The organism is Micromonospora sp. R311 (assembly GCF_056780015.1).
Genome location: NZ_JBSWCE010000007.1, coordinates 1 through 23,666 on the forward strand (window position 1 = coordinate 1; position 23,666 = coordinate 23,666).

17 protein-coding genes are annotated in these 23,666 nt (G+C 72.9%); 12 read left to right on the forward strand and 5 right to left on the reverse strand.

Annotated features, from left to right (window positions below):
• Positions 1 to 337 precede the first annotated feature (337 nt).
• Complete coding sequence (locus AC1WTP_RS07415) at positions 338 to 1,063, forward strand: methyltransferase domain-containing protein (protein WP_481648474.1); 726 nt, start codon at positions 338 to 340, stop codon at positions 1,061 to 1,063.
• 111 nt (positions 1,064 to 1,174) lie between these two features.
• Here the strand turns inward: AC1WTP_RS07415 and AC1WTP_RS07420 are convergent, their stop codons facing one another.
• Positions 1,175 to 2,182 (reverse strand): LacI family DNA-binding transcriptional regulator, encoded by a 1,008-nt coding sequence (locus AC1WTP_RS07420; RefSeq protein ID WP_481648475.1) that lies wholly within the window; start codon positions 2,180 to 2,182, stop codon positions 1,175 to 1,177.
• Positions 2,183 to 2,330: 148 nt separating this feature from the next.
• Between AC1WTP_RS07420 and arfA the strand changes: the two genes are divergently transcribed.
• The 7 genes from arfA (at position 2,331) to AC1WTP_RS07455 (ending at position 10,819) form a co-directional block, all read left to right on the forward strand.
• Entirely contained in the window at positions 2,331 to 3,845 is a 1,515-nt protein-coding gene (arfA, locus tag AC1WTP_RS07425) for an arabinosylfuranosidase ArfA (RefSeq protein ID WP_481648476.1), read from the forward strand.
• Positions 3,846 to 3,904: 59 nt separating this feature from the next.
• Complete coding sequence (locus AC1WTP_RS07430) at positions 3,905 to 5,233, forward strand: ABC transporter substrate-binding protein (protein ID WP_481648477.1); 1,329 nt, start codon at positions 3,905 to 3,907, stop codon at positions 5,231 to 5,233.
• Between the two features lie 6 nt (positions 5,234 to 5,239).
• Positions 5,240 to 6,205 carry a carbohydrate ABC transporter permease gene (locus tag AC1WTP_RS07435; RefSeq protein ID WP_481648478.1) on the forward strand — a complete coding sequence of 322 codons (966 nt, stop codon included), beginning with the start codon at positions 5,240 to 5,242 and terminating at the stop codon, positions 6,203 to 6,205.
• Between the two features lie 10 nt (positions 6,206 to 6,215).
• Positions 6,216 to 7,073 carry a carbohydrate ABC transporter permease gene (locus AC1WTP_RS07440; protein ID WP_481648479.1) on the forward strand — a complete coding sequence of 286 codons (858 nt, stop codon included), beginning with the start codon at positions 6,216 to 6,218 and terminating at the stop codon, positions 7,071 to 7,073.
• Positions 7,070 to 8,092: a glycoside hydrolase family 43 protein gene (locus AC1WTP_RS07445; protein WP_481648480.1), complete on the forward strand. Its 1,023-nt coding sequence runs from the start codon at positions 7,070 to 7,072 to the stop codon at positions 8,090 to 8,092. Before AC1WTP_RS07440 ends, AC1WTP_RS07445 begins: the two co-directional genes overlap by 4 nt.
• A gap of 350 nt (positions 8,093 to 8,442) precedes the next feature.
• Positions 8,443 to 10,104 (forward strand): glycoside hydrolase family 10-like protein, encoded by a 1,662-nt coding sequence (locus tag AC1WTP_RS07450; protein ID WP_481648481.1) that lies wholly within the window; start codon positions 8,443 to 8,445, stop codon positions 10,102 to 10,104.
• 175 nt (positions 10,105 to 10,279) lie between these two features.
• Positions 10,280 to 10,819 (forward strand): phospholipase, encoded by a 540-nt coding sequence (locus AC1WTP_RS07455; RefSeq protein WP_481648482.1) that lies wholly within the window; start codon positions 10,280 to 10,282, stop codon positions 10,817 to 10,819.
• A gap of 130 nt (positions 10,820 to 10,949) precedes the next feature.
• Here AC1WTP_RS07455 and AC1WTP_RS07460 read toward each other — a convergent pair whose 3' ends face one another.
• Both AC1WTP_RS07460 and AC1WTP_RS07465 read right to left on the reverse strand, forming a co-directional pair.
• On the reverse strand, positions 10,950 to 13,793 hold the full coding sequence (locus tag AC1WTP_RS07460) for an ATP-binding protein (protein WP_481648483.1): 2,844 nt from the start codon (positions 13,791 to 13,793) through the stop codon (positions 10,950 to 10,952).
• A gap of 142 nt (positions 13,794 to 13,935) precedes the next feature.
• The gene (locus AC1WTP_RS07465; protein ID WP_481648484.1) at positions 13,936 to 14,160 is read right to left on the reverse strand and encodes an FmdB family zinc ribbon protein; all 225 of its coding nucleotides are present in this window, start codon (positions 14,158 to 14,160) and stop codon (positions 13,936 to 13,938) included.
• Positions 14,161 to 14,199: 39 nt separating this feature from the next.
• Here AC1WTP_RS07465 and AC1WTP_RS07470 point away from each other — a divergent pair, with 39 nt between their 5' ends.
• The 4 genes from AC1WTP_RS07470 (at position 14,200) to AC1WTP_RS07485 (ending at position 21,758) form a co-directional block, all read left to right on the forward strand.
• Positions 14,200 to 15,630 (forward strand): lytic transglycosylase domain-containing protein, encoded by a 1,431-nt coding sequence (locus AC1WTP_RS07470; protein ID WP_481648485.1) that lies wholly within the window; start codon positions 14,200 to 14,202, stop codon positions 15,628 to 15,630.
• A 72-nt stretch (positions 15,631 to 15,702) separates the two neighbouring features.
• A complete protein-coding gene (locus tag AC1WTP_RS07475) occupies positions 15,703 to 16,719 on the forward strand; it encodes a GNAT family N-acetyltransferase (RefSeq protein ID WP_481648646.1) in 1,017 nt (338 codons plus the stop codon).
• Between the two features lie 94 nt (positions 16,720 to 16,813).
• Complete coding sequence (locus tag AC1WTP_RS07480; protein ID WP_481648486.1) at positions 16,814 to 20,089, forward strand: lamin tail domain-containing protein; 3,276 nt, start codon at positions 16,814 to 16,816, stop codon at positions 20,087 to 20,089.
• Between the two features lie 718 nt (positions 20,090 to 20,807).
• Positions 20,808 to 21,758, forward strand: coding sequence for a hypothetical protein (locus AC1WTP_RS07485; RefSeq protein ID WP_481648487.1), 951 nt, complete (start codon positions 20,808 to 20,810; stop codon positions 21,756 to 21,758).
• 20 nt (positions 21,759 to 21,778) lie between these two features.
• Here AC1WTP_RS07485 and AC1WTP_RS07490 read toward each other — a convergent pair whose 3' ends face one another.
• Together AC1WTP_RS07490 and hemB are read right to left on the reverse strand one after the other, a co-directional pair.
• Positions 21,779 to 22,279: a helix-turn-helix domain-containing protein gene (locus AC1WTP_RS07490; RefSeq protein ID WP_481648488.1), complete on the reverse strand. Its 501-nt coding sequence runs from the start codon at positions 22,277 to 22,279 to the stop codon at positions 21,779 to 21,781.
• A 392-nt stretch (positions 22,280 to 22,671) separates the two neighbouring features.
• Positions 22,672 to 23,655 (reverse strand): porphobilinogen synthase, encoded by a 984-nt coding sequence (gene hemB / locus AC1WTP_RS07495; RefSeq protein ID WP_481648489.1) that lies wholly within the window; start codon positions 23,653 to 23,655, stop codon positions 22,672 to 22,674.
• Between the last annotated feature and the right edge of the window lie 11 nt (positions 23,656 to 23,666).

The window sequence follows — 23,666 nt, forward strand, 5'->3', positions numbered from 1 at the left end:
CCAGAACCTAGGCAGGACAACGGCGTGCCCCATAAACGACGCGCCCGACCACCCACAGACACGTCACAAGATCCATAAAAATGCCTCTGAGGTATCAGCCTCATCAGCAGCACCGCATCCCGGCCGCCTTCCGGAGGGCCGGCTGCCGCAGCCGGCTCCGTCGACCTCCGAGAGATCGGTCTCCGGAGCCGGTTCCGCGGGGCCTCGGACGGCCGGCTCCCGGAGCCCGTGCCGCCGGCCTCCGCGGCCCTAGGGTTCCGTTGGAGGCTTCGACGAGCCGCCACAACGCCAGGCATACCGGACGTAGATGCGGGTAACGGGCGGCGGGAGGTGACCCATGGTCGCGTTGGCACAGACCCCGCCCTCGGCCGAGCGGCTGCGGTCGGTCGACGGCTTTCTCGCCGAGGCGTGGGCGGATCAGGTCCGGCACGACGCCCGGCTGCGGGACCTCGCGGTCGAGGTGCGCTTCGACCGCGGGGTGGCCCACCTGAGCGGCGAGGTCGCCGAGCCGGCGCAGCTGCGCCTGGTCCGGGACCTGGTCGGCCGGCTGGCCGGGGTGTTCGGCGTCTGGTGCCGGGTCCGGGTCGGCGGGCGCGACCCGGTGGTGGTGGATCTCGGCTGCGGCGCCACCAAGCAGTGGCCGGGCAACCTGGGGCTGGACATCTTCCCGGCGCCCGGGGTGGACGCGGTGGCGGACCTGTCCGGCTCGCTGCCGCTGGCCGACGACTCGGTGGACGTGTTCTTCGCGGTGCACATCCTGGAGCACCTGATCGACTTTCTGCCGCTGGTGGACGAGTGCCACCGGGTGCTCCGGCCGGGCGGCGTGCTGCACGTGATGAGCCCGTGGTGGGGGCACGTGAACGCGGTCGCCGACCCGACCCACGTCCGGCTGCTGGACGTACAGACGATCAAGGGGATCTGCCTCCAGCGCCCGCCGGGCACCCCGCGCTGGTACCCCCTGCACGCCGGCTGCGACGGCGCCTCCATCTTCGCCGACCTCACCCCCCTACCCCCCGACGCCGACCCCCCACCCCCCACCCACCTCTCCCGCTTCTTCGCCTGACCCGCCGACATTCGCATTGATCATGGAGTTAGCGGCACTTTCGGAGATCGAAAACGCCGCTAACTCCATGATCAACGGGGAGAGCCCCGGGGGAGGGGAGAGGGGGAGGGGTTAGCGGCCGCGGGTGGATTCTCGGGGGGTCAGGTGGTAGGGGGCGGAGAGTTCTCTTGGTGGGGCGGTGGGGTCGGTGTCCAGGCGGTTGGCCAGCAGTTCGACGGCCAGGCGGGCGATCCGCTCCTTGTCCGGGGCGATGGTGCTGAGGGTGGGGATGGAGAACCGGCCGTCCTCGATGTCGTCGAAGCCGGCCACCGCGACGTCCTCCGGCACCCGCAGGCCGGCCTCGTGCAGCGCGCGCAGAGCGCCGAGGGCCAGCGTGTCGTTGAAGCAGAAGACCGCGTCGGGGCGTACGCCGGAGGCCAGCAGGGCGCGCATCGCGGCCGCGCCGTCCGCGCGGTGCCAGGCCGGCGCGGGCGCCACCAGGCGCTCGTCGTAGTCGATGCCGGCGTCGGCGAGCGCGGCGGTGTAGCCGGCGAGCCGGAGCCGGGCGCTGGCCCCCTCCGGGGTGCGCTGCGAGCCGATGGCGGCGATCCGCCGGCGGCCGAGCCCGATCAGGTGCGCGGTCATCTCCCGGGCCGCGGCCACGTTGTCGATCACCACGTGGTCGGCCGGGCCGTGGTCCACCCGCTCGCCGAGCAGCACCATCGGGGTGCCGTCGAGGCTGGCGAGATCCTCGGCGGCGAGCGCCAGCGGGCTGAAGATCAGGCCGTCGATCAGGTGGTCGGTGATCCCGGAGGCGACCACCCGCTCCTGCTCACGCCCGCCGCCGGTCTGGTCGATGAGCACCGTCCAGCCCAGCTCGGCGGCGGCGGTGACCACGTGCCGGGCCAGTTCGGCGAAGTACGGGATGTCCAGTTCCGGCACGGCCAGCGCGATCACGCCGGTGCGCCCCTTGCGCAGGTTGCGGGCGGAGAGGTTGGGCCGGTAGTTGAGCTCGGCGATGGCCTCCTCGACCCGGGCCCGGGTGTCCGGCCGTACGTGCACGTAGCCGTTCACGACGTTCGAGACGGTCTTCACCGACACGCCGGCCCGCTCCGCGACGTCCTTGAGCCTGTGCCGCACTGACTTCCTCCCCCAGTTGCTGACCGCACTTTACCGTGTCACGACCGCATTACAGCCTCTTTACAACGTTGCTTACAACGTTGTACAAACCATGGATACCCGATGACCTCGGTCACCGGGGACCGGCAACAGGAAAGGTGGCACCTCCTTGCGGACCGCGCAGCTCACCATCGACCCGGCCTTCGCGATCGGACCGGCCGACCGGCGCCTCTTCGGCTCGTTCGTCGAGCACATGGGCCGCTGCGTCTACGGCGGGGTCTACGAGCCCGGGCACCCCACCGCCGACGCGCGGGGGCTGCGCGGCGACGTGCTGGAGCTGACCCGCGAGCTCGGCGTCTCGGTGGTCCGCTACCCGGGCGGCAACTTCGTCTCCGGCTACCGCTGGGAGGACGGGATCGGCCCGGTCGGCGACCGGCCGCGCCGGCTCGACCTGGCCTGGAAGACCATCGAGACCAACGCCTTCGGCCTGGACGAGTTCATGAGCTGGGCCGCCGAGGCCGGCGTCGAGCCGATGATGGCGGTCAACCTCGGCACCCGGGGCGTGCAGGAGGCCTGCGACCTGCTCGAGTACGCCAACCACCCGGGCGGCACCCAGCTGTCCGACCTGCGCCGCAAGCACGGCGCCGAGGAGCCGTACGGGGTGCGGCTCTGGTGCCTCGGCAACGAGCTGGACGGCCCGTGGCAGGTCGGCCACAAGACCGCCGACGAGTACGGCCGGCTGGCCGCCGAGACCGCCCGCGCGATGAAGATGATCGACCCGTCGATCAGCCTGGTCGCCTGCGGCAGCTCCAACCGGCGGATGCCCACCTTCGCGGCGTGGGAGGCCACCGTCCTGGAGCACACCTACGAGCACGTCGACTACATCTCCGCGCACACCTACTACGATCCGTCCGACGGCGACCGGGCCAGCATCCTGGCCTCGGCGGTGGACATGGACAACTTCATCCGCGAGGTGATCGCCACCGCGGACCACGTGGCCGCCAAGCAGCGGCACAAGCGGAAGCTCAAGATCTCCTTCGACGAGTGGAACGTCTGGTACGAGTCCCGGCTGAAGGCCGACCTGGACCGGCGCGGCTGGGTGGAGGCACCGGCGCTGATCGAGGACGACTTCACCGCGGTCGACGCGGTGGTGGTCGGCGACCTGCTGATCACCCTGCTCCGGCACGCCGACCGGGTGGGCGTGGCCTGCCAGGCGCAGCTGGCCAACGTGATCGCCCCGATCCGCACCCGCACCGGCGGGCCGGCCTGGCGGCAGAGCATCTTCCACCCGTTCGCGCTGACCGCCCGGTACGCCCGGGGCACCGTGCTGCGCACCGACCCGGTCTCCCCCAGCTACGACACCAAGCGGTACGGGGACGTCCCGGTGCTGGACACCGTCGCCGTGCACGACGAGGAGACCGGCGAACTGACCGTCTTCGCGGTCAACCGCGACGAGACGGACCTGGAGCTGCGGCTCGACCTGCGCGGCCTGCCGGGTCTGTCCGCTTCGACCCATGTGAGCCTCGCCGCCGGGGATGACCCGTCGGCGACGAACACCGAGGCCGAGCCCGACCGGGTGACGCCCCGGGAGTTGAACACCCCCACCATCGACGGCGGCCGGTGCTCCGTGCGCCTGCCCGCCGTGTCCTGGAACGTGCTGCGTTTCGCCCCTGCCGGCGCCTGACGCCGGACCGGCCCTGACCAGGCACAATTCAATCCGTCCCCCAAGGAGAGATACCAGCCATGATGCAGAACGACATGAGCCGGCGGCGGCTGCTCGGCCTCGGGCTCGGGCTCGGCGCCGCGGCCACGCTGACCCTGGCCGGCTGTGGCGGCGGCGACGACGCGTCCGGCCCGGCGGCGGGCAACGGTGGCAAGGACTACACCGGGCCGAAGGTCGACCTGAAGCTGTGGAACGGCTTCACCGGCGGTGACGGCGACATCTTCAAGACCCTGGTGAACCAGTTCAACAGCGAGCACCAGAACATCGCCGTGTCGATCGCCACCTACCAGTGGGACGACTACTACAACAAGCTGCCCGGCGCCGCCTCCAGCGGCAACGGCCCGGACATCGCGGTCATGCACATGGACCAGCTCGCCACCTTCGCCGCTCGCGGCGTGATCACCGAGCTGGACGACGTGGCCAAGACCCTGGAGCTCTCCGAGGGCGACTTCGCCCCCACCGTCTGGCAGGGCGGCCTCTACAACAACAAGCGGTACGGCATCCCGCTGGACATGCACCCGCTCGGGTTCTACTACAACAAGGCGGTCATGCAGTCCGCCGGTCTGGACCCGAACAAGCCGCCGACGACGAAGGACGAGTACACCGCCGCGCTGACCGAGCTGAAGAAGTCCGGCGTGCAGGGCTTCTGGGTCAGCCCGTTCCAGTTCACCGGTGGCATGACCTTCTACTCGCTGGTCCACCAGTGGGGCGGCAGCGTGTTCGACGCCGAGGCCACCAAGGCGGTCTTCAACTCCGACCAGGCCGTCGAGGCGTGCACCTGGCTGGTCGACCTGATCAAGCAGGGCCACTCCCCGGCCAACGTCGGCCAGGACGCCGACTACCTGGCGTTCAAGAGCGGCAAGAACGCCTTCAACTGGAACGGCATCTGGCAGATCAACGACCTGAAGAAGAGCCCGGAGATCCAGTGGGGCGTCGCGCCCCTGCCGCAGATCGGCAGCAAGCCGGCGGCCTGGGCGAACTCGCACAACTTCACCATCGTCAAGCAGCGGGCCAACGACGCCAACAAGGTCTCCGCGTCGAAGGTCTTCATCAACTGGCTCAGCCAGCACTCCCTCGACTGGGCCAAGGGCGGCCAGGTGCCGGCCCGCAAGACGGTTCGGGACAGCGCCGAGTTCAAGGCGCTGACCGAGGTCAACGCGCTCGCCCCCGAGCTGGAGTACGCGGCCTTCCCGCCGGCGACGCCGGGCCTGGGCGAGGTCATGACCACCTTCTACAACTCCTTCAATGAGGCCGCCCTGGGCAAGAAGTCGCCCAAGCAGGCGATGGACGACGGGGTGGCCAAGGCGAACAAGCAGCTCGAGGACAACCGCAAGAAGTACGGGAGCTGATGCCCCGTGGCGGACGTGATCGAGGTCGGGGCGGCGCGTGGTGACGCGCCGCCCCCGGCGGCCGGCACCACCCGCCGGGGCGCCTCGGCGCGCCGGACCGGACGGCTGACGCCGTACCTCTTCCTCGCCCCGTACCTGGTGCTGTTCGGGGTCTTCGGCCTGCTGCCGATCCTGCTCGGGCTCTGGCTCAGCGTGCACCAGTGGGACTTCCAGCTGCCCAACCGGCCCTTCGTCGGGCTGGACAACTACCAGGAGCTCTTCTCCAGCGACTCGGCCGTCTACGGCGACTGGTGGCAGAGCGTCCGGGCGACGGCGATCTTCACCGTCTTCTCGGTGCCGCTGCTGGTGGTGGTCCCGCTGGGGCTGGCGCTGCTGCTCAACCGCTCGTTCCCGGGCCGGACCTTCTTCCGGGCGATCTACTTCGCGCCGTACGTGCTGGGCGTCGCGGTCATCGGCCTGCTCTGGCGGTTCCTGCTCGACGCCAACCTGGGCCTGGTCAACCGGCTGCTCGGCGCGGTCGGCCTGCCGTCGGACACCCCCTGGGTGACCGACGTGCCGTGGGCGTGGGTCTCGCTGGTCGGGGTCACCGTCTGGTGGACCTCCGGCTTCAACGCGGTGATCTACCTGGCCGGCCTGCAGGACATCCCGGCCGAGCTGTACGAGGCGGCGAAGGTGGACGGCGCGAGCGCCTGGGAACGGTTCCGGCACGTCACCCTCCCGGGGCTGCGTCCGGTGCTGCTCTTCGTCATCACCACGACCGTGCTCGCCTCGGCGAACGTGTTCGGCCAGTCGTTCCTGATCACCCAGGGCGCGCCGGGCACCGAGACCCGCTCGGTGGTCTGGTTCATCGTCGAGGAGGGGCTGCGGGACAACGACGCCGGTCGGGCCGCCGCGATGAGCATCGTGTTCGCCCTGATGCTGGCGGTGGTGAGCATCGCCAACTTCCGCCTCTTCCGCTACCGGGAAGACTGAGGGGACCGCCATGACGACGCCCACGCGCACCACGCGCGCCCCGGGGACCGTGCTGCGCCGGACCGTGCTCTACGCCACCCTGGTGGCGCTCGCCCTGGTCTTCCTGACCCCGCTGGTCTGGATGGTCATCACCTCGCTGAAGACCTACGCCGGCGCCCAGCAGATCCCGCCGAGCTGGCTGCCCGACCCGGTCTCCGGGTACGGCTACGAGCAGATCCTGAACAACACGGCCAACCCGGTGCTGCGCTGGTTCGCCAACAGCATGCTGGCCGCCACCCTGCACGCGCTGCTGGTGCTGGTGACCGCCTCGATGGCCGCGTACGCCCTGGCCCGGATGCGGTTCCGCGGCCGCGGCGTGACGTTCGCGCTGATCGTCGGGACGCTCTTCATTCCGCCGACCTCGCTGATCATCCCGAACTTCCTGATCGTCGACACGCTGAACTGGATCGACACCCTCACCGTGGTGATCGTGCCGGGCGCGGCGAGCGCGTTCGGGGTGTTCTTCCTGCGGCAGTTCTTCGTCTCCCTGCCCCGGGAGCTGGAGGAGGCCGCGGTGCTGGACGGCGCCAACCAGTGGCAGATCTTCTTCAGGGTGGTGCTGCCGCTGTCCAGGCCGGCGCTGGCCACCCTGGCGGTGCTGTCGTTCCTGACCAACTGGAACGACTTCCTCTGGCCGATCTTCGTGCTGTTCAGCCCGGAGATGCTCACCCTGCCGCCGGGCCTGGGCCTGCTCCAGGGCGCCTACGTGACCGACTACCCGGTGATCATGGCGGGTGCGGTGCTGGCCAGCGTGCCGGTGCTGATCCTCTTCGTGCTCGCCCAGCGGCACATCATCCAGGGCGTGTCGCGCAGCGGCCTGAAGGGATGACGGCCGGGACGACCCGGTGGCGCGGCGCGGCGGCGGCCTTCGCCGCCGCGCTGCTCGCCGCCGGCTGCGGCGGCACCGAAAGTCCGAAACCCACGAGCACCGGGAGCGACCCGAGCATGTTCACCAACCCGGTCGTACGCACCGACGCGCCCGACCCGCAGGCGATCCGGGTGGGCGACACCTGGTACCTGTTCCACACCAACGCCGGCGGCCGGAACGTCCCGGTGCTCACCTCGCCCGACCTGGTCGACTGGACCCCGGCCGGTGACGCGCTGCCGGAGCTGCCCGGCTGGGCGGACGCCGGGAAGACCTGGGCCCCGGAGGCGATCCAGCTGGCGCCGGACCGGTTCCTGCTCTACTACACGGTGGCCGGGCGCGAGTCGGGCCGGCAGTGCGTCGGGCGGGCGGTGGCCGGCGCGCCGCAGGGGCCGTACCGGGACGACTCGACCGGGCCGCTGATCTGCCAGGCGGAGCTGGGCGGGGCGATCGACGCGAGCCCGTTCCGGGACACCGACGGCAGCCTGTGGCTGCTGTGGAAGAACGACGGCAACGCCATCGGGGTGGACACCTGGCTCTGGTCGCAGCGCCTCTCCGACGACGGGCTGCGCCTGGTCGGCGAGCCGACGAAGCTGCTCAGGCAGACCGAGCCGTGGGAGGGGAACCTGATCGAGGGGCCGTTCTTCCACCGCCAGGACGGGAAGCTGTTCCTCTTCTTCGCCGCCAACGCCTACGACCGGGCCGAGTACGCCGAGGGCTACGCGGTCTGCGAGTCGCCCACCGGCCCCTGCGTCAAGGCCCCGGAGAACCCGATCCTGAAGACCAACGAGGTGGCCTCCGGCCCGGGCCACGCCTCGATGGTGGTCAAGGACGGGCGCACCTGGCTGCTCTACCACGCCTGGCCGCCCGGCCAGGAGGGCAGCGTCGACCCGGGCCGCCAACTCTGGCTCGACGAGGTCACTTGGCACGACGGCAAACCCAAGGTCGACGGCCCCACGGCCGAACCCCAGAAGAAGCCCTGACCGGGGACGTTTCCGAAGGCAGAGCAGACAGCAAGGGCACCGACAGCGCGGCACCCGACACGATCGGATGCCGCGCTGTCGCGTACATCAAGGGAAGGTTGACCGGATCGCGGCGGGCGACCCCAACCCGGCCACCACCCGTCGTGTGCTTCCGGTCACCCGCCGGAACGTGACGCGGGAGTCCGGACCACCGCCTATCCGACGGACGGACGGTTCCGTCCCGCACCACTTGCGCGCGGCACGCCTGGTGTGAAAATTTCCTACCAGCGGCAGATAGCCGACGGCGAATCTTGCCGACGGGCCGCCGCGATGAAACCTGCCACGGGATTCCCCACGAAGGGACACACCGCATGAAGGCAACTCGGCTCGGAGCCGCCGGGCTGGCCGCGGCACTGCTCGGCGCGCTCGTCGCCGTCACCCCCGCGAACGCCGCCGACGAGGCGGCGACCGACGTCTCCGCCACCACCACCTGCGTCACCGACCCGGCCACGCCGAAGCGGCAGTTCCGGGCCATGTGGATCGCGTCCGTCACCAACATCGACTGGCCCAGCAAGGCGTCCTGGACGGCGCCGGACCAGGTCGCCACGCAGAAGGCCGAATACCTGGCCTGGCTGGACCTGGCCGAGCGGCTGAACCACAACGCCGTCGTGGTCCAGGTCCGGCCGACCGCCGACGCGTTCTGGCCGTCGCCGCACGAGCCGTGGTCGGAGTACCTGACCGGGGTGCGCGGCAAGGATCCGGGCTGGGACCCGATGGCCTTCCTGGTGGAGGAGTCGCACAAGCGGAACCTGGAGTTCCACGCCTGGTTCAACCCGTACCGCGTCTCCATGCCGGCCCCGAGCGGCGCCGGCGCGGACATCAACCAGCTCGCCCCGAACCACCCGGCGCGGCAGCACCCGGAGTGGACGTTCGCGTACCCGCCGGCCGGGGTCGCCGGCAGCCGGCTCTACTACAACCCCGGCATCCCCGAGGTCCGCGAGTTCGTGCAGACCGCGATGATGGACGCCGTCAAGCGGTACGACATCGACGGTGTGCACTTCGACGACTACTTCTACCCGTACCCGAGCGGCACCCACCAGGTGCCCGACGACGCGACGTTCGCGGCGTACAACCGCGGCTTCACCAACAAGGCCGACTGGCGGCGGGACAACATCAACCTGCTGGTCCAGGAGATGAACGCCAAGATCAAGGCGGCGAAGCCGTGGGTGAAGTTCGGCGTCAGCCCGTTCGGCATCTGGCGTAACAAGTCCGCCGACCCGCTCGGCTCGGACACCACCGGCAGCCAGTCGTACGACATCATCTCGGCCGACACCCGCAAGTGGGTCAAGGAGGAGTGGATCGACTACGTGGTGCCGCAGCTCTACTGGTACATCGGCCAGTACCCGGCCGCCGACTACGCCCGGCTGGTGCCGTGGTGGGCGGACGTGGTGAAGGGCACCCGGGTGCAGCTCTACATCGGACAGGCCGACTACAAGAGCGGCGACCCGGTGTACGGCTCGTTCTGGATGAACCCGCAGGAGCTGTCCAACCACCTGACGCTGAACCGGTCGCACCCGGAGGTGCTGGGCAACGTGCACTTCTCGGCGGTCCAGGTCCGGGCGAACCGGTTGGGCGCGACCGACATCTACGCCGCCGAGCACTACTCCCGCCCGGCGCTGGTCCCGACCATGCCGCACCTGCCGGCCAAGCCGCTGCTCATGCCGGTGGTCACCGGGTCGGCCCGGCAGGACGACGGGGTCCGGCTGAGCTGGCGGCAGCCGGCCGACGGGATGGGCCCGCTCGGCACGGCCGCCTCGTACGCGATCTACCGCTTCGACGGCGCCACGCTGGCCGGCGGGTGCGACGTCGCGGACGCCACGCACCTGGTCGACACTGTCCGGGCCACCCCGGGCGCGGTGCAGTCCTGGGTGGACACCACCGCCGAGCAGGGCAGGCGCTACACCTACTACGTGACGGCGCTCGACCGGCTGGCCAACGAGAGCCGGCTCAGCCCGCCGCACGTCGTGCGCTGATCCACCGACCGAATGCCCCGGGCGTCACCGACGCCCGGGGCATTCGTCTGTTTCAACGTATGTCACCAATAGTTCACACCGATACAAGATCCGGGGCGGGCGGTTCATCGACACTAATCGACACCCGGTGACCCGCCGGTAACAAATGGTTCCGCACACCCTCGCGGAGGTTGCCATGCCCCGTCGTCTCGCCACCCTCCTCGCCTCGGGCGCGCTCGGCCTGCTGGTCGCGCTCGGGATCGCCACCCCCGCCGCCGCCGTCACGCCGCAACAGAAGCTCTCCGTCCTGTCCAGCTGGACGCAGACCAGCGCCACCAGCTACAACGCCTGGAACGCCGCGCGGCTGAACAAGGCCGCCTGGGCCGACTACGCGTTCGACTGGTCCACCGACTACTGCTCGTCCAGCCCGGACAACCCCCTCGGCTTCACCTTCAACCTCTCCTGCTACCGGCACGACTTCGGCTACCGCAACTACAAGGCGATGGGCCAGTTCTCGGCCAACAAGTCCCGGCTGGACAGCGCCTTCTACGAGGACCTGAAGCGGGTCTGCGCCACCTACAGCTCCGTCGTCCGGCCCGCCTGCTACAGCCTGGCCTGGACCTACTACCAGGCGGTCAGCATCTTCGGTTCGGTCGCCGCCGTCCAGCAGGCCGACATCGACCGCGCCGCCCGGATGAAGGCCGACGCGGAACGCCGCGCCGCCACCCGCTCCTGACCCACCCCTCCCCCCTCTCCCCGCCCCCTCAAACCCCTGCGCTGATCATGAGGTTCGCGTCATTTCCGGGCCGGATCCGGACGCGAACTTCATGATCACCGCGGGGGGGCCTGGGGGTGGGGGTGGGGGGTTAGGCGTGTTCGGTGTGGGGGGTGGGGTGGCGGTGGGGGTCGGTGGCCGGGCGGCGGGGGGCCGGGGTCGACGCGCCGGCGCCGAACCGGGTCGAGTCGGCCGCCAGGTCGGGGTGCTCCACGCCGAGCGCGAGCGCCGCCGCCTCCTCCAGACCCAGCTCGGCCCCCTCGCCGTACGCGTCGTCGAAGGCCGCGTCGCCCAACTCCCGGCGCAGCTGCGCCTGCCGCTCCGCCCAGTACGTCCCGTAGATGCCCGGGGTGGAGCGCAGGCTCGCCCGGGTGGCCTGGGCGGCGCCGAAGAGCCGGGCCGCGGTCAGCGGATCGCCCCCGGCGGCGCAGCGCACCGCGACCCCGTTCAGGGTGTCGCAGGCCCGGCCGTGGAAGCCGTGGCTCATCCGGGACCGGAGCGCCACCAGCAGGTGCTCGTGCGCGGCGATCAGGTCACCGCGGGCCAGGGCGACCATGCCGAGCAGCATGTCCACCGAGCGCCGGCCCCGCTCCACCGGGCGGGCCGCCTCGACCGGGCGGGCGGCGCCGAGCAGCTCCGCCGCCTCGTCCAGCGCGCCCCGCCGCCAGAGCAGCTCGGCCAGCCCGAACACGGCGAACAACGCGTCGCCCAGCACGTCCTGGTCATGCGCCCACTCGATCACCTCGCGGCAGACCCGCTCGGCCTCGGCTAACTGTCCCATGTCGACCAGCGGGGCCGCCCGGCCGGCGAGCACCCGGGCCAGCAGCCCGGCGTCGCCGGCCTGCCGGGCCGCCGCCTCGGCCCGCTGCGAGAAGCGCAGCTCCTCGGCAAACTCACCGTCCGCGCCGGCGTGCAGCGAGTGCATGTGGTACGCCGCCGCCAGCTCGTCCTCCGGGATCGGCTCTCCGGTCTCCGCGATCCGGCCGTAGAGCCGGAACAGCCAGAGCCGCCCCTCCCGGGCCAGCCCCCGCTCCCGCCACCACTGGTCGAGCCCACCGGCCAGCCGCAGGCCCGCCCGGGCGCTGCCGCCGGTGGCGCACCAGCGCAGCGCGGCGCGCAGCTCCCCGGCGAGCGGGTCGAGGGCGTAGAGGGAGAGGGTGACCGGGCGCCCGTCCGGGCCGAGGTGGGCCCGCTCCAGCGCGTGCGCCGACCAGGCCACGTGCCGGTCCCGCGCGTCCTGTTCCTCGCCGGCCTCGGCCAGCCGGCGCGCCGCGTACGCCCGGATCGGGTCGAGCATCCGGTAGGTGCTGCCCGCGGCGTGCGGCTCGGCCAGCACCATCGACTTGTCCACCAGGACGGAGAGCGGGTCGAGCGGGTCGTCGCCGAGCAGCCACTCGACGGTGGCCAGGTCCACCGGGCCGGCGAACACCGCCAGCCAACGCAGCAGCCGGGCCGCCCGCGGCCCCAGCGTCCGGTACGACCAGGTGACCGTCGCCTGCATGGTGAGGTGCCGCTCGCTGGCCGACCGCTGCACCGCCCGGGTGGCCGGGGTCGGTGGCGTGGCGCCCGCCGCCGCCGCGACCAGGTCCACGGTGTCCTGCTGGTTGCCCATCCAGCCGCGCTCCACCGGGGGCGGCTCCGGGTCGTCCCGGCCGGCGTCCAGGGTGCCGAGCACGTCGTCGAGGCGCTCGGCGAGCTGGCCGACCGAGAGCACCCGCAACCGGGCCGCGGCCAGCTCGATGGCGAGCGGCAGCCCGTCCAGCCGCCGCACCACCCGGCGCAGGTCGGCCGACTCGGCCGGGTCCGGCTGCCGGCCGCCCCGGGCCGCCGCGGTCCGGTCGAGCAGCAGCGCGACCGCGTCGCTCTCCGCGCCGTCGGCCGGCGGGTCGACCGAGAGCGGCGGGATCCGCCAGACCACCTCGCCGGGCAGGCCGAACGACTCCCGGCTGGTGGCCAGCACCCGCACGCCCACCCCGCCGGCGAGCAGCCGGGAGATCACGTCGGCCGAGGCGGCGGGTTGGGCGTCGCAGGTGTCCAGCACGACCAGCATCCGGCGGGCGGCCGCGTACTCGACCAGGGTGTCCACCATCGGGCGGCCGGGCTCGGGGCGCAGCCCGAGCACGGCGGCGATCGCGAACGCCACCAGCCCCGGGTCGGTGACCGTGGCGATGTCGACGAACCAGACCCCGTCCGGATACGTCTCCACCAGGTCGGTGGCGAGCTCCACGGCCAGGCGGGTCTTGCCCGCCCCGCCCGCGCCCAGCACGGTGACCAGCCGGTGCTCCTCGACCAGCCGGCGCAGCTCGGCGCGCTCGGCCTGCCGGCCGACGAACGAGGTGACCTGGGTGGGCAGGTTGTGCGCCACCGCGTCGGCGGTACGCGGCCGCGGGAACTGCCGCTCCAGGCCCGGGGCGACCAGTTGGAACAGCCGCTCCCGGTCGTCGAAGCCGCGCAGCCGGTGCAGGCCGAGGTCGAGCAGGGAGGCGCCGGTCGGCAGCGGGTCGGCGTGCCGGGCGGTGGCGGCCGAGCAGAGCACCTGACCGCCGTGCGCGGCGGCGGCGATCCGGGCCGCCCGGTGCACCTCGGGGCTGGCGTACTCGCCGTCGCGCGGCTCGGCCCACCCGGTGTGCAGCCCCATCCGTACCCGAGGCGCGGCCTCGGCGGTGGGCCACTCGTGGTCGGCCAGCGCGCGTTGCGCGGTCAGGCACGCGGTGAGCGCCGCGGTCGCGTCACCGAAGGCGAGGAAGAACGAGTCGCCCTCGGTCAGCAGCTCCGCGCCCTCGGTGGCGGCGATCGTCCGGCGCAGCAGGCGGCGGTGCTCGCGCAGCACCGGACGGTAGTCCGGCCCGAGCAGCTGGGCCAGCCGGGTCGAGCCTTCGATGTCGGTGAAGACGAAGGTCACCCACCCGGTCGGGAGGTGGATCCGTGGCGACATGCGTGGAACCTCCGCCCGTGACGTCGGGTTCATGCTGCCTGATACCGGGCCATCACGCATCGTGAGAACGGCCGGGCAGGTTCCGACCCAAGGTGCCACCGGACCTCGACGCGGGCAAGCGCGACGGCCCGAGCGGACGGGGTCAGCAGCCGCAGGCACCGCCACAGCAGCCACCGCCACCGGCGGGCGCGGACCCGCCACCGGACGCCGGGGCGCCGCCGCGGCCGGTCACCGCGACCGTCGAGAGCAGCTTCACCGTGTCGTCGTGCCCCTGCGGGCAGGAGGCCGGCTCACCGGCCCGGATCATCGGACGGTTGACCTCGAAGGTGTCGCCGCAGGCGCGGCAACGGAACTCGTAGCGGGGCATGGCAATCAGGGTACGACTGGACCTGACTTCGGACGGGACATGGGTGATACTCGACGGGTGGTGGACGGCGAGGACAGACCGACCCTTCGGCCCCTGCGGCCGGCCGCGCCGCTCGCCGGCTCGGGCGCGGCGCCCGACGAGCCGGCGACCCGGCTACCCCGCCCGCGCCGTCCGTGGCTGAGATCCGCCGCGCCGGCGGACGCCTCGACCGGGCCGGCCCAGGCGGAGACCGGCGACGCCGGTGCGCAGCCCGCCGCCGAGTCGGGTGCCGCCTCCGCCGCGTCGAGCGGCACGGCGGACGCGCCGGCCACCGCCGCCACGAAGCCGGACGACAGCGCCGCCGCCACGACCAGGCCGGGTGACAGCGCGGACACCGCCGCCACGACCAGGCCGGGTGACAGCGCGGACACCGCCCCCGCCAGGCCGGGTGAGAGCGCCGACACCGCCCCCGCCAAGCCGGCTGACGGCGCGGGTGCGCCGGACGCCACCGCGGAGCAGGCCGACACCGCGGCGACCGGGGGCGACGCGAAGACCACGGACCAGCCGGCGGGAGCCCGGCGCCGCCGGGTGCCGTTCGCGCATGCCGTACGGCAGCCGCCGCACCGGGTGGCGCTGACCGCCGCCCGGGCGACCCGGGACTGGTCGCGGCGCTCCAGCGGCCGGCTCACCCTGCCCGGGGTGTTCCTGCTCGCGCTGGTCCTGGGCACCGCCGCGGCGGGCGCGCTGGTGGTGCCCGGCGCCGTGCGGGCGCCCCGCACGGTCGCCGCCGACGCCGGTGCCAGCGCCACCCCACCGCCCGCCCTGCCGGGGTTGCCCGGCACGCCGCTGCCCACCGGGACGCTGCCGCCGGGCGGCGCGCTGCCCACCGGGCCCACCGTCGGCCCGGTGGCCACCGGCCGGCCGGCCGACGCGCTCGCCGGGTGGGCCCAGCAGGTCGGCCCGAAGGTCGGCATCTCGCCGGTCGCCATGCAGGCCTACGGCTATGCCGAACTGGTGCTCGCCGAGACGAACCGCAGCTGCGGCCTGAGCTGGACCACGCTGGCCGCGATCGGGTTCGTCGAGTCCGCGCACGGTCAGGCGAACAACGCCCGGCTGGGCACCGACGGCCGGGCGCTGCCCGAGATCATCGGCCTGCCGCTGGACGGGCAGGGCGGCCGGATGCGGATCACCGACACCGACCGCGGCCAGCTGGACCGGGACACCACCTACGACCGGGCGATCGGGCCGATGCAGTTCATCCCGACCACCTGGCAGGAGATCGGCGCCGACGCGGACAACGACGGCCGCAAGGACCCGCACGACCTGGACGACGCCGCGCTGGCCGCCGGCAACTACCTCTGCAAGGGCGGCCGGAACCTCACCATCCCGGGCGACTGGTGGAACGCGATCCTGTCGTACAACGACGTCCGGCGTTACGCCCAGGACGTCTTCGACACCGCCAACCGGTACGGACAGGCCAGCCGCACGTGAAGTGATCGTCCGCATACATTGGAGAACTGGACACTTCCCCCGGGCAGCTGTTAGCGGCAAGCTAGACGGGTGATGGTGCGCGAGTGGGACCCCAGGACCGCGTCGTCCGCCGAGATCGCGTCGCTGCTGGACACGCTCAACGCGGTCCTCGCGGTCGATCTCCCGCAGGATCCGCCTTGGCGGGAGAGTTCCCTGCGTGAATACCTCTCCGAGGTGATGCCCGGCGAACGGCGGATCTCCTGGGTCGCCCAGGCGGAGCCGGCCGCCAACGGGGCGCCGGGGGCGATCCTGGGCCAGGTCCAGGTGCTGCTGCTCGGCGACATCGGCGTGCTGGAGGTGCTGGTGCACCCCTCGGAGCGGCGCTCCGGGCTCGGCCGCGACCTGGTCCGGACGGCCGCCCGCCGGGTCTACCACGAGGGCTTCCAGTCGATCGGGGTCGAGGTGGTCGGCGACACCCCGGCGGTGGCCTTCTACGAGGCGCTCGGCTTCACCCGGGAGTACGTCGAGACCCGCAGCGTGCTCGACCTGTCCACGGTGGACTGGGCCGACCTGGCCGGGATGGCCACCGGCGTCGGCGCCGGCTACCACCTGGAGTTCTGCCCCGGCGGGCCGCCGGACGACCTGATCGAGGCGTACGCGCGGGCCAAGGCCGAGGTGCGTGACGTCGACGACGGCGAACTGCGCCCCAGCTCCTACGACCCGGAGCGGCTGCGGGACAGCCTGGACTGCCTGCACCGGCGCGGCATGAAGCCGTACATCGTGCTCGCCCTGCACGAGCAGACCGGCGAGGTGGCCGGCCTGACCGAGGTCGTGGTGCCGGCGCAGCACCCGACCCGGGCCGACCAGTACGACACCATCGTGGTGCAGGACCACCGGGGCTACGGGATCGACCGGGCGATCAAGGCGCGGATGCTGCTGGAGCTGCGCTCCGCCGAGCCCGACCTGGCCGAGGTGCAGACCTGGAACGCGCAGGCCAACGAGGCGATGCTCAAGGTCAACGCGGAGCTGGGCTACCGCCCCGACCGGGACTGGTGCGAATACAGTGTCGACGTCGCCGACCTCGTCCACCGGCTCGACGCCCCGCGCTGACCGGAGTTCACGAAACAGTCCACCGGGGGATGGACGCTGGACAGCGCCGCCCCTTAACGTGCGTTAGTTCACGCCCACCCATCGTGGAGGCCCTATGCGCCCGCGCCGCACAATCGCCGCGCTCGCGACCGCCGCAGCCGTCACCACCACGGCCGTCGCCGTCGCACCCAGCGCGGCCAGCGCCGCGCCCACCGACCTGTTCATCTCGGAGTACGTCGAAGGCTCGTCGAACAACAAGGCGATCGAGCTCTACAACGGCACCGGTGCCGCCGTCGACCTGGCCGCCGGCGGATACCAGCTCCAGCTCTACTTCAACGGCTCCACCGCCCCGACGAACGTGCCGCTGACCGGCAGCGTCGCGGCCGGGGAGGTCTTCGTCTTCGCCCACGCCTCCGCCGGGCCGGCGATCCTCGCCCAGGCCGACCAGACCACCAGCGTGGGGCTGTTCAACGGCGACGACGCGATCGTGCTGAGCCGCGCCGGCACCGTGCTCGACTCGCTCGGCCAGGTCGGCGTCGACCCGGGCACCGAGTGGGGCAGCGGCCTGACCAGCACCGCGGACAACACCCTGCGCCGGCTGGCCACCGTCACCGCCGGCGACACCGACCCGTCCGACGCCTTCGATCCGGCCACCCAGTGGGCCGGCTTCGCCACCGACACCTTCGACGGGCTCGGCACGCACTCGCTGGACGGCGGTGGCCCGGTCGACGCGCCGGCCACGCTGAACTGCGGCGGGACGCTGGTCACCCCGGCCGGCACCGCGGCGACCCGCGAGGTCACCGCGACCGACACCGACGACCGGATCGTCGACCTGGCGGTCATCTCGGTCACCCCCACCCCGACCGCCGGCGCGATCAGCCGCACCGCGCTCACCCCCGCCGACGCGGTCGGCGGCACCGCCCGGGCCACGGTCGCGGCGAGCGCCGACCTGGCCGCCGGGGCGTACACCGTCGTGCTGACCGCGACCGACGCCGACGGCGGCACCGCCACCTGCACGCTCTCCGTGCAGGTCACCCGGGAGCTCACGGTCGGCGAGGTGCAGGGCCCGACCACCGACGGCGAGTCCGGGCCGGCCGACCGGTCCCCGTACGCGCCGGCCAGCGGCAACGGGACCAGCAGCGCCCTCTACGACGTCCGCGGTGTGATCACCCAGCTGACCCTGGCCCGGGACTCCTCCGGGCGGGACCAGCGCGGCTTCTTCCTGCAGAGCCGGGCCGACGCCACCGACGGCGACCCGACCAGCTCCGACGGAATCTTCGTGTTCATGGGCTCGTTCACCTCGCTGATCGGCGGCTACGTGCCGACCGTCGGCGACGAGGTGGTGCTCCACGCCCGGGTGTCCGAGTACTTCACCATGACCCAGCTCTCCAGCGCCTCGCTGGTCCGCAAGGTCGCCTCCGGGGTCGACGTGGACACCGCCGTCGAGGTCACCGACGCGGTGCCGCCGGCCGACCTGGCCGAGGCGGGCCGCTTCTGGGAGCGGCACGAGGGCGCCCGGCTGCGGGTGCGCGCCGGCAGCGGCGCGGTGAGCGGGCGGGACGTCTTCGCCTCCACGGCCGACGCCGAGCTGTGGGTCGTCGACCGGGACGACCCGCTGCTGGACCGCGCCGACCCGTACGCCCGCCGGGTGTTCCGCGACGCGCATCCGCTGGACAACGACCCCACCCGCCGCTTCGACGACGGCAACGGCCAGCGGATCATGCTCGGCAGCATGGGCGTGAAGGGCAGCACCGGAAACAGCGGCGCGCTGCTGCCGCCGGTGCACACCTTCGACACGCTGAGCGCCGACGCCGTCGGCGGCCTCTACTACTCGTTCGAGAAGTACGGCGTGCAGGTCGAGCGGGCCGAGTTCGCGGCGGGCACCGACCCGTCGACGAACCACCCGCCGCAGCCGGCCAACCGGTCGGAGGAGGTCGCCGTCGCGACCTACAACGTCGAGAACCTGTACGACTTCCGGGACGACCCGTTCGACGGCTGTGACTTCACCGGCAACGCGGGCTGCGCCGGGGTGAGCCCGCCGTTCGACTACGTCCCGGGCAGCGAGCAGGAGTACCGCGACCAGCTGGCCGCGCTGGCCGACCAGATCACCACCGACCTGCACAGCCCGGACCTGATCCTCGTCCAGGAGGCCGAGGACCAGGACATCTGCGCGGTCTCCGGCGGGCAGCTGAGCTGCGGCAGCAAGAACAACGCCGACGGCGCGCCGGACACCCTGCAGGACCTGGCGCTGACCATCGCGGCGGCCGGCGGTCCCGCCTACGCCGCCGCCTACGACCGGACCGGCGCGGACGCCCGGGGCATCACCGCCGCCTTCCTCTACCGCACCGACCGGGTGGCGCTGGCCGAGGCCACCGCGACCGACCCGCTGCTGGGCTCCGCGCCCACCGTGCAGTACCGCGCGCCGGGGCTGCCCGGCAACGCGGACGTGCAGAACCCGAAGGCGCTCAACGCGGTGCTGCCGGCCGACGTGGACACCTCGACCGGCCGGGACGGCAACGACGTCTTCACCCGCGCACCGCAGCTCGGCAAGTTCACCGTGGCGGCCGCACCCGGTTCGACCGAGCGGTTCACCCTCTGGGCGGCGAGCAACCACTACTCGTCCGGCCCGGACAGCCGGGTCGGCCAGCGCCGGGAGCAGGCCGCGTACGGGGCCGCGATCGTCACCGCGATCGAGGCGTCAGACCCGCACGCCCGGGTGGTCTACGGCGGGGACCTGAACGTCTTCCCCCGCCCCGACGACCCGATCGCCACGGCCGAGCGGCCGACCCCGTCGGACCAGCTCGCCCCGCTGTACGACGCGGGCATGCGCAACCTCTGGGAGGATCTGCTCGCCGACGCGCCGTCGTCCGCCTACTCGTACAGCTTCGGGGGGCACGCGCAGACGCTGGACCACCTCTTCGTCAACGAGGTGTTGCACGGGGACCTGGTGCAGATGCGGGCCGCGCACATCAACGCCGACTGGCCGGCGGAGCACGCCGGTGACGGCACCCGCGGCTCCAGCGACCACGACCCGCAGGTGGCCCGGTTCCGCTCGCGCGCCTCGCTGAGCGTCGGGAACGCGACGGTGGCCGAGGGCGACAAGGGCACCAGCCCGCTCACCTTCACCGTCACCGTCTCCCGGCCGCTGTCCGAGCCGGTGCTGGTCTGCGCCGCGACCATCGGCATCACCGCCCAGTCCGGCCAGGACTACGACCCGTACGCCGGCTGCCGCACGCTGGCCGCCGGGCAGACCTCGCTGGCCTTCCCGGTGACCGTACGCGGCGACCGGAGGCCGGAGCCGGACGAGAAGCTCACCCTCGTGGTGGCCGGCGTGCCGGGGCTGCGCCTGGCCGACCCGATCGCCACCGGCACCATCGCTGACGACGACTGACGTCGGCAGCGGAAGACGACGGCCCGTCGGCCAGGTTCGCGCCTGGCCGGCGGGCCGTCGGCCGTCGCGCTGGCGGTCGCGGTGAGCCGGTCGGCCAAGGAGGAGACGGCGGGCAGCGGACGGGAACGGATCCGGACCGCCGGGCGTGTACCTGGCATGGGAAGGAACGCGGCACCGCCGGCCCGCCCACCGGACGAGCTCGTCCCCGCTCGGCCGGATCCCGATCCGGACCTGCCGTTCGAGCGGTTCTACCGAACGCACGTCGACCGGGTCCACCGGGCGCTGGCGCTGGCCACCGGGGACGTCGCGCTGGCTCGCGAGGCGGCCGACGAGGCGATGGCGCGGGCGTACGCGCGGTGGGCACACGTGCGTCGGCTCGACAACCCCGCCGGCTGGGTGTTCCGGGTCGGGTTGAACTGGGCCACCTCCCGGTGGCGCAAGGTACGCCGGGAGCGCCCGCCCGCCGTCGACGAACTGCACCCGTCCCAGGCCGGGCCGGATCCGGCCGCCCTGGCCGCCCGGTCGGCCCTGGACGGGCTGCCCACCGCGCAGCGCACCGTGATCGTCTGCCGGATCCTGCTCGACCTCTCCACCGCCGAGACGGCTGCCGTGCTCGACCTGACCGCCGCACGCCGCCGACCTCGCGAACGTGCACCGCCGCCGGCGCGCCCGGCGCCGTCGGCGGGCGGCCGCCACGGCTGGCGGACTCGCGGCTCTGGTGGCGCTCACCGGCGGCGCTCTGCCGATGCTGGCCGACGCCCGGGCCGCGCCCGCGCCGGCGACCCCGCCGACGGTCCCGGCGGTTCCCGCCACCAGCCCGCCGGCGGCCCCGGTCGTGCCCACGGTCGCACCGGCCCAGCGGCTGCTGGGCGGCGTGGCGGTCGAGGTGCTACCCGACGGAACGCTGCGGCGGCACCGGGTACCTGACGGGTGGGAGCAGACCGTCGCGCTGGCCGGCGGACGGCTGGTCGGCCTGCAGCTGACCGATCTGCGGCCGGGGGTGCCCCGGCGGGACGGCCCGGACGTCGAGGGCCTGTCGATCAAGCTGGTGGTGCTGGGCCCCGACGACTCCGTCGAGCAGAGCCGGGAGGTCCGGGTCGGCGGTGGCGGCGTGGAGCTGGTCGGCGCCGACGGGACGTCCGCCTACCTGGCCCGGGACGGTGGCATCCTGGCGCACGACCTGGCCACCGGTCGGGAGGAGTTCCTGCTCCGTTCGTCGACCGCGGGCGCCGACCTGCTGGCGGCCAGCCAGACCGTGCTCGGGCCCGGCCACCTGGCCGAGCAACGGACCGACGACGGCTGCCGCACCGACGTGCGCCGGCTGACCGACGGGAAGCGGATCGCCCGACTCACGGTCGAGGGTCTCTGCGAGAACGGTCTCCGGCTGTCGCCGAGCGGCCGTTTCGTCGCGATCCCGTACCAGCGCTTCCCCGACCGGGCCGGCGATCGGGAGCGGCGAATCGCCGTCTTCGAGATCAGCACCGGGGTGCTCCGGGCCGACCAGCCGGTCGGCACGTCCCGCCGGGCCCCTCGGGCGATCGCGATCCAGGGGGTCGCCTGGGCCGACGACACGACGGTGCGGGTCGCCTGGGCCGACCTTCCGGAGGGCGCGCGCGACGTGCATTCAGTGGACGAGGTGGTGGAGGTGGTGACCGTCCCCGTCCGGTAGCGCGTGGGGAGGGCGGGCCGTCACTGGTGGTAGCGGGGGTTCGGTGGTGGCGGGACGTTGCGGTTCTTGGCCACCCGCACCTCCCACTCGCTACGGCGTCGCCGCTCCTCCCGGTCCACCGGGCAACGGTGAAAGGTCTCCGGCGGGCGGGCCAGGCCGTAGATGTCACCCCACCACTCGCCGGGTTCGGGTTCGATGATCGTGTCGAGGTGGGCCGGGTAGCGCCGGCCGGCACCGTCCCGGGTGTCGTCCCAGGTCTGCATCGGCTGGATGATCCGGCCGTCCTGATCGACCACGACGAGGTAGAGGCCGGCAGCCCCGAGCAGCCGTTCGAGCACCACCAGGCTCGGTGTCAACGTGCCGGCCTCGACCCGGGAGACGGTCGAGGGAGCCACCTTGGCGAAGCGGGCCATCCGGAGCTGGCCGACCCCGACCATGCGGCGGGCCCGCCGGACCAGGCCGGCGATGGGAAACGGACCGACGGTTGGCCCGGCGGCGGGCGGGTCGAGCGCGGAGGCCATGACCGAACCTTCCCCGGCCGTCCGACTGCGGAGCAACCCCTGTGGACGAACCTGTGGACAACGCACCGGGGCAGCCAACGCCGCGCTCACCGACAGTCACCTCGGCAGCTGACAGACACCCTCGCACTGGCCCCTTTGCTCTGCTTCAACCCACGCAGCGTTTCGCTGCCAGATCCTGTGCGTCGGTTGAAGCAGAGCAAAGGGGGCTAGGAGGGTTACCCACGGGGATCCGACCGGGGCCGCGGCCAGGTCGTCGGGCACGGCTGCGGTGCGCTGCGGGACGTGCCGGCGGCCGTGGTGGCGAGACGTTGCGCAGGTTGAAGCAGAGCCAGCGGGCCCGCACACTAACCTGCCCGCCCAGGCCGGGGTTGCTCCGAGCGGTCGAGGGTTCGTCAGTAGCGGTCGCGGAGCAGCTGGGCGGCCTCGACCGCCCAGTAGGTGAGGATGATCTGCGCGCCGGCCCGGCGGATCGAGGTGAGCGTCTCCAGCATCACCCGCTCCCGGTCGATCCAGCCGTTCGCGGCGGCCGCCTCGACCATCGCGTACTCACCGGAGACCTGGTAGGCGGCGACCGGGACGTCGACCGCCGCGCGGACCGCGGCCACCACGTCGAGGTACGGCAGCGCCGGCTTGACCATCACCATGTCGGCGCCCTCGGCGACGTCCAGCGCCACCTCGCGCAGCGACTCCCGCAGGTTCGCCGGGTCCTGCTGGTAGGTGCGCCGATCCCCCTCCAGCGCCGACTCCACCGCGTCCCGGAACGGGCCGTAGAACGCCGAGGCGTACTTCACCGCGTACGCCAGCACGGCGACGTCGGTGTGGCCGGCGGTGTCGAGGGCCTTGCGGACCACCCCGACCTGGCCGTCCATCATCCCGGACGGCCCGACCACACCGACCCCGGCGGCGGCCTGGGCCACCGCCATCTCGGCGTACGCCGCCAGGGTGGCGTCGTTGTCCACCTCGCCGTCCTGGGTGAGCCGGCCGCAGTGCCCGTGCGAGGTGAACTCGTCCAGGCAGAGGTCGCTCATCACCACGGTGGCGTCGCCGACCTCGGAGACCACGTCCCGGATGGCCACGTTCAGGATGCCGTTCGGGTCGATCCCGCCCGAACCCTCCGGGTCCCGCTGCGCGGGCACGCCGAAGAGCATGATCCCGCCGACGCCGGCCTGGACCGCCTCGACCGCGGCCTTGCGCAGCGAGTCCCGGGAGTGCTGGAGCACCCCCGGGAGCGAGGCGATCGCCCGCGGCTCGGTCAGCCCCTCCTTGACGAACATCGGCACGACCAGCTCGGCCGGGTCGACGCGGGTCTCGGAGACCAGCCGCCGGAGCGCCGCGGTGCGGCGCAGCCGGCGGGGGCGGATCTCGGGGTACGACATTCGGGCCTCCT